This is a genomic window from Sessilibacter sp. MAH3 (assembly GCF_054658275.1).
This window is the reverse complement of the sequence record NZ_BAAGIE010000017.1, coordinates 98,750-107,126: the sequence shown is the minus strand read 5'-3', so window position 1 is coordinate 107,126 and position 8,377 is coordinate 98,750. Positions and strand designations below refer to the sequence as shown.

General features: G+C 38.6%; 6 protein-coding genes. All 6 read left to right on the top strand.

Annotation, left to right across the window (positions count from 1 at the left end; translation table 11 throughout):
* Positions 1–726 precede the first annotated feature (726 nt).
* The 6 genes from ACYQ2C_RS11945 (at position 727) to ACYQ2C_RS11920 (ending at position 8,313) form a co-directional block, all read left to right on the top strand.
* Complete coding sequence (locus ACYQ2C_RS11945) at positions 727–1,989, top strand: efflux RND transporter periplasmic adaptor subunit (protein ID WP_460050905.1); 1,263 nt, start codon at positions 727–729, stop codon at positions 1,987–1,989.
* A gap of 90 nt (positions 1,990–2,079) precedes the next feature.
* Positions 2,080–2,799, top strand: coding sequence for an ABC transporter ATP-binding protein (locus tag ACYQ2C_RS11940; protein ID WP_460102841.1), 720 nt, complete (start codon positions 2,080–2,082; stop codon positions 2,797–2,799).
* Between the two features lie 72 nt (positions 2,800–2,871).
* Positions 2,872–4,188, top strand: a complete 1,317-nt coding sequence (locus tag ACYQ2C_RS11935) for an ABC transporter permease (protein WP_460102839.1) — start codon at positions 2,872–2,874, stop codon at positions 4,186–4,188.
* A gap of 11 nt (positions 4,189–4,199) precedes the next feature.
* A complete protein-coding gene (locus ACYQ2C_RS11930) occupies positions 4,200–5,438 on the top strand; it encodes an ABC transporter permease (protein WP_460102836.1) in 1,239 nt (412 codons plus the stop codon).
* Between the two features lie 94 nt (positions 5,439–5,532).
* Positions 5,533–6,972 carry a sigma-54-dependent transcriptional regulator gene (locus ACYQ2C_RS11925; protein ID WP_460102834.1) on the top strand — a complete coding sequence of 480 codons (1,440 nt, stop codon included), beginning with the start codon at positions 5,533–5,535 and terminating at the stop codon, positions 6,970–6,972.
* On the top strand, positions 6,973–8,313 hold the full coding sequence (locus ACYQ2C_RS11920; RefSeq protein ID WP_460102831.1) for a sensor histidine kinase: 1,341 nt from the start codon (positions 6,973–6,975) through the stop codon (positions 8,311–8,313). It begins immediately after the preceding gene.
* Positions 8,314–8,377 lie beyond the last annotated feature (64 nt).

The following is an 8,377-nucleotide window of genomic DNA, read 5'->3' as shown; positions in this document are numbered from 1 at the left end:
TTGTGAAGAAATTGGAAATCGCATTTTCAATTTCTGTCCTCTGATTAAATCATGGATGAGTTAATCAGAGGTTCCTAAAGTAATCTCAGTCTGGTTTATTTAGGCTTTGTCAGAGATTTCCGACTATTCTCCGTAAGTTCTTTATTTTTCTTTTTAGTATTTCTTTTTTTCATTTTTTTTTTTCGTATTTTTCCCCTCCATCCAAAATGTCTCTTATTTATTCGTTCTCTCTACTTTGAATAAATGTTTTCAGGTTGGGTAATACAGCTAAGAATAATATTTGTGATTCACTCGATGCTGTGTCCGTAAGTGTCCGATTCTGTCCGCTATCTTTTGTTCTTGTGTCCGTCCGCTTTTGTCCGCTGCTGTTCTTTTGTATTTTCTTGGTATAAAACCCCTCTCAAATAAATTTTTACATCGTAAGTTGTTGATTTTAATAAATTTATTTTTATTTTTAGGTTGGTTGTTTTAACTGGCACGTTGGCTGCTCTACTAGAAATATCTTTCCTTCATTATTTATAGGAATTTCTGATTAACTCATCCCTGATTTAATCAGACGGCAGAAGTTGAAAATGCGATTTCCAATTTCTTCACAATTTCAATCACTTACCGTTCTTGAAATTGGCAATACATCCATGTGTCGCTGGAAACTCTGGGTTAATCAGAGTTTCCTGTAATTAATAACCGTGATGCTGTTAATCGGCTATCGCAAATAAGGCAGTCATTATGATTAAAGATACTTCTGCTCAAGATCAATTGGTTTCAGTACTTAAAAAATCGCCTTGGCGATTAGGAGTTTTAATGGGCTCTGTGCTGGCTGGTGTGTTGGCAATTACCTGGGTGATTTTTCAATTTGGCGATACCACGCCCAGTATTAATAGCAGCCGTTTGCGTATTGCTGAGGTAAAAACCGGTAACTTAACGCGCGATGTTGCGATTACTGGTCGTGTGGTTGCGGGTTTTAGCCCAATGTTATACGCACCGGCCAGTGGTACGGTGAGTTTTCATGTTCGTGCTGGTGATGAGGTATCGCAAAACCAAATTTTGGCAACCATTCACAGCCCTGAATTAAATAATCAATTAATGCAAGAGCAAGCCATACTAGAGCGCTTAGATATTGGTGTAAAACGCCAGACCATAGAAACGCAAAAAAAGAATCTACAGGCACGTAAAGAGTTAGAAGAAGCGCGTATTAAATTAACGGGCGCAAAACGAGAATTACAACGTAACGAATCCGCTTGGAGTAAAGGTGTTGTCAACGAAGTTGATTTGCAAAAAGCCAAAGACGAATACACCAGTGCCAAAATTATCTACGCTCATGCACAAGAGGCCGCAGATTTAGACTTAGCTGCATGGAAATTCGAACAAGAAGTAAAAGAGCTAGAGTTAAAACAACAAGAATTATTGGTGGCTGAGTTAAAACGCGTTATAGATGCCTTAGAAATACGTTCACCAATTGATGGGATGGTCGGCAATTTAATGGTTGAAGAGAAAACCGTGGTGACAGAAAACGCCAGTGTGTTAAATGTTGTCGATTTATCGCAATTAGAAATTGAAGCACAAATACCAGAATTGTATGCGGATGCTCTAAGCCCCGGATTAAGTGCCGAGGTAAGAATGGGTGATTATCGCGTAGTGGCGCGCTTAGCATCGATTTCGCCAGAGGTTAACGAAGGTTCGGTTTCTGCACGCATCCGTTTTGATGAAGAATTACCTCAGCCTTTACGTCAAAATCAACGCTTGCAAACCCGTGTTTTATTAGATGAGCGCGAAAATACTTTGGTATTGGCGAAAGGTCCCTTTATGGATGACGGTGCTGGTAAAATTGCCTATTTAGTACGTGACGATGTAGCCGAGCGAATTACCATCAAAACCGGTATTGCAAGCATAAACGAAGTAGAAATTCTAGAAGGGTTAAAAGCGGGTGATCAGGTAGTAATTTCGAGTTTAGATCAATTTAACAACGCAGATCGCGTACGCTTAAATTAGTCATCAAAAATACAAATCGTACTAAAATAACATTAATAACGTTAAAAAGTATTCAGTCATATTTCGTCAAAGATTTTAATAGGTGTTCTTATGTTAAAAATGAACAATTTAAGTAAGGTTTATCGTACTCATTTGGTAGAAACTCACGCATTACGTGAATTTAGTATTGAGGTAGCTGAAGGTGAGTTTGTTGCCGTAACCGGGCCTTCGGGTTCTGGCAAAACTACGTTTTTGAACATTGCCGGCTTGTTAGAAGAACATACCAACGGCAGTTATGAATTAGATGGTGTTGAGCTTACGGGATTGTCAGATCGTAAACGCTCGCAAATTCGTAACGAAAAACTGGGTTTTATTTTTCAAGGGTTTAATTTAATTCCCGATTTAAATTTGTTCGATAATGTTGATGTGCCATTACGTTATCGCGGATTTTCTGCAAACGACCGTAAGCAACGTATTGAATCTGCGTTAGAGCAGGTTGGTCTTTCTTCACGAATAAAGCATTTCCCGTCGGAGCTCTCTGGTGGTCAGCAACAGCGTGTTGCGATTGCACGAGCTTTGGCGGGTGAGCCACGGTTATTGTTGGCCGACGAACCAACCGGAAATTTAGATTCAACGATGGCGCGTGGCGTTATGGAGTTATTAGAGGCCATTAATCAGAGAGGCACTACCATTATTATGGTGACTCATGATCCAGAGTTAGCCGCACGAACACGCCGCAATGTTCATGTCATTGACGGGCAAGTTAACGATTTGCGAACCATATTTACCGAACCACAAAATATTGTCGAAAATTCCGCGGTAAACGCGTAAATTTTCATGATCAATAGTTGAACCGGTAATACATGAACTCGTAAAAGATAGTGCTAAAAAATAGGGATAAAAATGATTCGTTATTATTTTTGGTTGGCGCTGCGTAGCTTAAAAAGTTATCCGTGGTTGAGCGCATTAATGGTACTCGCAATTGCAATTGGTATCGGCGCTTTCATGACTTCGTACACTATATTTCATTATATGTCGGGTGATCCCATCCCTCATAAAAGTGATCAGTTATTTGTGGTGCAATTAGATAACTGGGCTGAGGAAGAATCTTGGGATGGCGAAGAAGGTGGCTTACCACCGCAACTTACTTATAAAGATGCACGTTTTATTGCTGAGGCCAATCAGGCAGACTTTCAAACGGCGATGTTTTTATCGGTGATGGCAGTTTACACGGATAATCCAGATATAAAACCACAGCGTTATTTGGGGCGTTTAACCTACAGCGATTTTTTCTCCATGTTTGAACCACCATTTTTATATGGCGCACCCTGGACGCGAGAAGATGATGAAAACCATTCCACCGTAACAGTTATTAGCCGGGAGTTAAACGATAGAATTTTTGGCGGCAAAAATAGCGTAGGTGAAAGTATTACGCTTAATGGTAATCAATACACGGTGATTGGTGTTTTAGATGATTTTAAACCAAGCCCAAAATATTACGATTTAATCAATTCAAATCCGTTTTCTGACTCCGAAGATTTTTACTTGCCATTTACATTAAACGATATTTTAAAGCTGACACCTAGTGGTAATAATAGTTGTTGGGCGCCGTTACCTGAAAACAGTTACGAAGGTTATTTAAATTCTGAATGTGTGTGGATAAGTGCTTGGGTGCAGTTAAATTCTTTAGAAAAGAAGCAGGAGTTTGATAGTTTTATCGATAACTACGTGCGTGAGCAAAAAACCTTTGGTCGTTTCCTGCGTCCGCTTAATAATCGCATTTCTAACGTTAAAGAATGGTTGGTAATTAATAAAGTTGTGAGCGACGATACCCAAATTCAACTGTGGTTGTCGTTGGCATTTTTTGGCGTATGCTTATTAAATACCGTGGGTTTAATATTGGCTAAGTTCCTGAAGAAGTCTGGTGACGTAGGCGTAAGGCGAGCGCTTGGTGCCAGCCGGTTGCAAATTTTTTATCAGCATTTAATTGAATCGGCTTTATTGGGTATTGTGGGTGCTATGTTGGGGTTAATGCTTGCGTGGTTGGGTTTATATGCGGTACGCAGTTTTATACCCGATATCGCCGTGTTAACGCATCTTAATATTGAGCTTGCTTTATTTGCATTCTTGGTGGCTATTACCGCAAGTTTATTGGCCGGTATTTATCCAACATGGCGTGTTTGTCAAATCGCTCCGGCTCGTCAATTAAAAACGCAATAGGAGGTGTAGCCATGGAAATTAAACCCATTTTAAAAACATTAATTCGTAATCCTGTAGGTTTGGTGTTAATCAGTTTGCAGGTAGCCCTAACTTTGGCAATTGTCGTTAACGCCTTATTTATAGTTAACCAACGTATGCAGAGCGTGAGTATAGATTCTGGTTTGGATGAAAAAAATACCCTAGCACTTACCGTTTCTGGTTATTTAGACGACTATGATACTAAATCGGCAATTTTTAACGATTTGGAATATATTAATGGTTTATCTGGTGTTCATTCGGCTATGGCGACCAACGCCTTGCCTATGACTAATTCAGGATGGTCGAATACGGTTTATAACAGCGATGCTGAAAATGGTATTAATACTAATGCGGCGCTGTATTTTGCCGATGACTCTTTAGCCGAAACCATGGATATTAACCTTGTAACCGGACGAGTTTTTAATCAAAACGAGATTGGCACCTATTCAATACGAGAAGATGTCTTACAACCCAAAGTTGTTATTATTTCAGTAACACTTGCAAAAATTTTGTACCCAGAAATTACAGAGCCAGAGCAAGCCTTGGGTAAATACGTATGGTTTCGCGGAGAAGAAATTCCTGTGGCGGCAGAAGTAATTGGCTTGGTTGATGATATTAAAGCACCCTGGAAGCAACAATTTTCTTCGGAATTCGAACAGGTATTGTTTGTACCTTATTATCCAATTTTTGGAAATTCATCTCATTATATTATTCGTACAAAAGACGGATTTTTTGATGATGTATTCAAAAATATTCAAAATCAACTACTCGAACTTGATAATCAACGGGTAGTTCGATCACCTACGGCTTTTACCGAAATCAGAAAAGATTTTTACCGTAACGATAATGCCATGGCAACCATGCTTTCTGCGGTTATTGTTTTATTACTGGTGATTAATGCGTTGGGCATTATCGGTTTAGTCAGCTTTTGGGTAACGCAACGAACTAAACAAATAGGTACTCGTCGAGCATTAGGTGCAACCAAAGTCGATATACTACGGTATTTTATAACCGAGAATCTAATCATTAGCAGCATTGGTGTTATAATTGGTCTTATTTTAGCAATGGCTTTGAATAATTGGTTAATTACCGCGTTTGAGTTAGCACGTTTACCCATCGTTTACCTAATATTGGGTGCGTTGTTGGTACTGGTTATGGGTGTTATTGCGGTTTTTGGTCCTGCTATTCGAGCTGCAAACATTGCACCTGCTATTGCTACGCGCAGCGTATAAGAAATTCGAATTTAATCAGAGTTTCTTATAAACCAGAGTTTCTTATAGAGTTGAAACCGTTAATTTTAAAAATATATAAAAGACACGCAATAAAATGGGCGATAAAACGATTTTAGTGGTAGACGACAACGACGCCGTGATAACCGCGTTAGAGCTACTTCTCGAACTAGAAGGCTGGTCTGTTGTAATTGCCAATTCAGTGGAGGCGGCCCTTACTGAATTAAGTAATCACGAAGTTGATCTTGTTGTACAAGATATGAACTTCAAGGCAGATAAAACATCTGGCGAAGAAGGCATTGAACTCTTTTACAACATTCGTGATTTATACCCAGATTTACCGATTATTCTACTCACCGCCTGGACTCATTTAGAAACCGCTGTAGAGCTCGTTCGCGGCGGTGCGGCAGATTATCTAGCAAAGCCATGGGATGATAAAAAACTGCTTACAACCGTGCGTAATTTATTGGAACTTGGTGGAACCCACAAACAGCTCAAAAAAATAAAAGAGCAGCATCAGCGTAGCCGTAGTGCATTATTTTCTCAATACCAACTTAATAATATCGTCTGTCATGATCCGGCAACAGAAAATGTTATTCGTCTAGCTTGCCAAGTGGCAAAATCCGATATTCCCGTTCTTATTACCGGCCCTAATGGATCTGGTAAAGAACGAATTGCAGAGTTAATTCATGCAAACTCAACTAATCCAGAAAGTCCTTTTGTTGCCGTTAATTGCGGGGCATTACCTAAAGATTTAATTGAGGCAGAATTGTTTGGTGCTCAAGCTGGAGCTTACACGGGTGCCAACAAATTGCGGGTAGGCCGTTTTGAAGCGGCCGATGGGGGCACCTTATTTTTAGACGAAATTGGCAATCTGCCACTTGAAGGTCAAGTAAAACTGTTACGTGTTTTAGAAACACAGCAATTCGAACGATTAGGTTCTACTAAAACCATAAAAGTGAATGTTCGAGTTGTTTCGGCTACCAATGCCGATTTATCGGCAATGGTTGCAGCAGGTGAGTTTCGCGAGGACTTGTATTATCGTTTAAACGTTATCGAATTAAATTTACCTGCGTTAATAGATCGCCCACAAGATATTTTACCATTAGCTTATTTCTTTTTATCGGAAGAAAAAACAATCTCTTCTGATGCGCAAAAATACTTGTTGGAATATGCCTGGCCGGGAAACGTGCGCGAACTAAGAAATACCATAAAACGCGCAGAATTACTGTGTAAAAACGAAACCATTCAAATAGAAGATTTAGCCTTAAAAATAACTAGTCCACAAAGCACTAAAAATAATGTTGATCTCAATGAGGAAAAGAAAATAAAAGTTGCTTCTGATTCTCAGCTTGAAGCTCAAGAAAATTCTGTTGTTAAAAACTCGTATACGCCAAAATATGAACCTTCAAAAGAAGATATAGAATCTGCGTTAAAAGCGAATCACGGTGTGGTTGCTAACGCAGCGGAACAATTAGGTTTGTCTCGTCAATCTTTATACCGAAGAATGGATCGCTTTGGTTTGCGGAAAAAGTAAATGCATTATTTTACTATTAGATTTATTTTACTTGTTGTTACAACCTTGGGCTTTTACATTATTCAGGCGAATGCAAGTGGCATTATTTTTTGGTGTTTGTCGTTTATTTGGCTTTTGATTGTTAATGTTATCTTCGGCTTTATTACTAAGAGCCCGTTTAGGCAGCAGGTACGTGCGCTTTCTAGTATGGTAGCAAGTTGGCGAGATAACGAGTTTGGTATTTCTATTCATAAACCCAATGTGCAAGAGTTGGCTGATTTAACCGAAGAACTAAATCAGGTAGGCAATTTACTTCGCCAAGAAAGGCAGTCGTTAGTTCAGCGCGAATTATTATTACAGACCGTTATTCAAAATAGCCCAATTGCTGTTGTTTTATCGGATTCATCGGGTCATATTATTTTAGCAAATGTTGCCGCTAGCCAATGGTTTGCACAAGGTGCCAAGTTAAATGGTTTACTGTTTTCGGATGTCATTAAAAATTTGCCTATTAAACTGCAAGAATCCATGCAGAAAATTGGTGATTCGATATGCACAATAGAACAAGAGGTTGTTATTGATTTAGAGCTTAATGTTGGTAAATCTCTAAAAGAAGTTATTAAAGAGTCCTATCATGTATCTAAGTCACAGTTTGTATTAAATGGGCAAAAACACGATTTACTGATGATTCGTCAAATTACAAAAGAACTTAATCGGCAAGAAGTTTTCGTGTGGAAAAAAATCATTCGCATAATGAGCCATGAAATTAACAATTCATTGGCTCCCATCTCATCACTGGCGCATTCTGGCAAGCAGGTTTTAGACCTTGTTGATGTTCAAGAACAATACTTAAATGCTTTGAACAAAGTTTTTAATACCATAGAAGATCGCGCTAAACACCTAAACGAATTTATTCGTAATTATGCCCGTTTTGCAAAGTTGCCAGAGCCTAACAAAAAATCAATGTATATTGAAAAATACCTAGAAAATATTAGCGACGCTTTGGGATGCAATTATGAATTGTTGAGCGAAAAAAACACAGTAGAATTTGATCCAATCCAAATAGAACAGGTGTTGATTAACCTAGTAAAAAATTCGCTAGAGGCTAATTCGACTTTAGAGAATATAAAAATATCTTACATTAATAACGAAAAAAATTGGTCATTAACAGTATGTGACCAAGGTGATGGTATCGACGAAACAATAATCAACCAAATACTACTGCCGTTTTACTCCACCAAAAGAACTGGCAATGGCTTGGGTTTAGCTCTAGTACGCGAAATCATAGAAGCGCACGGAGGAGAAATTTTAGTACAAAACAGAGAAGAGGGCGGAGCTTGCGTTGTTTTAAAGTTTACTAAATGATTTTGATTGGTGTTTTTTACAGTGTTAAAGGTGTAGTTAGTTTTTATAAAATATTTTACGTAAT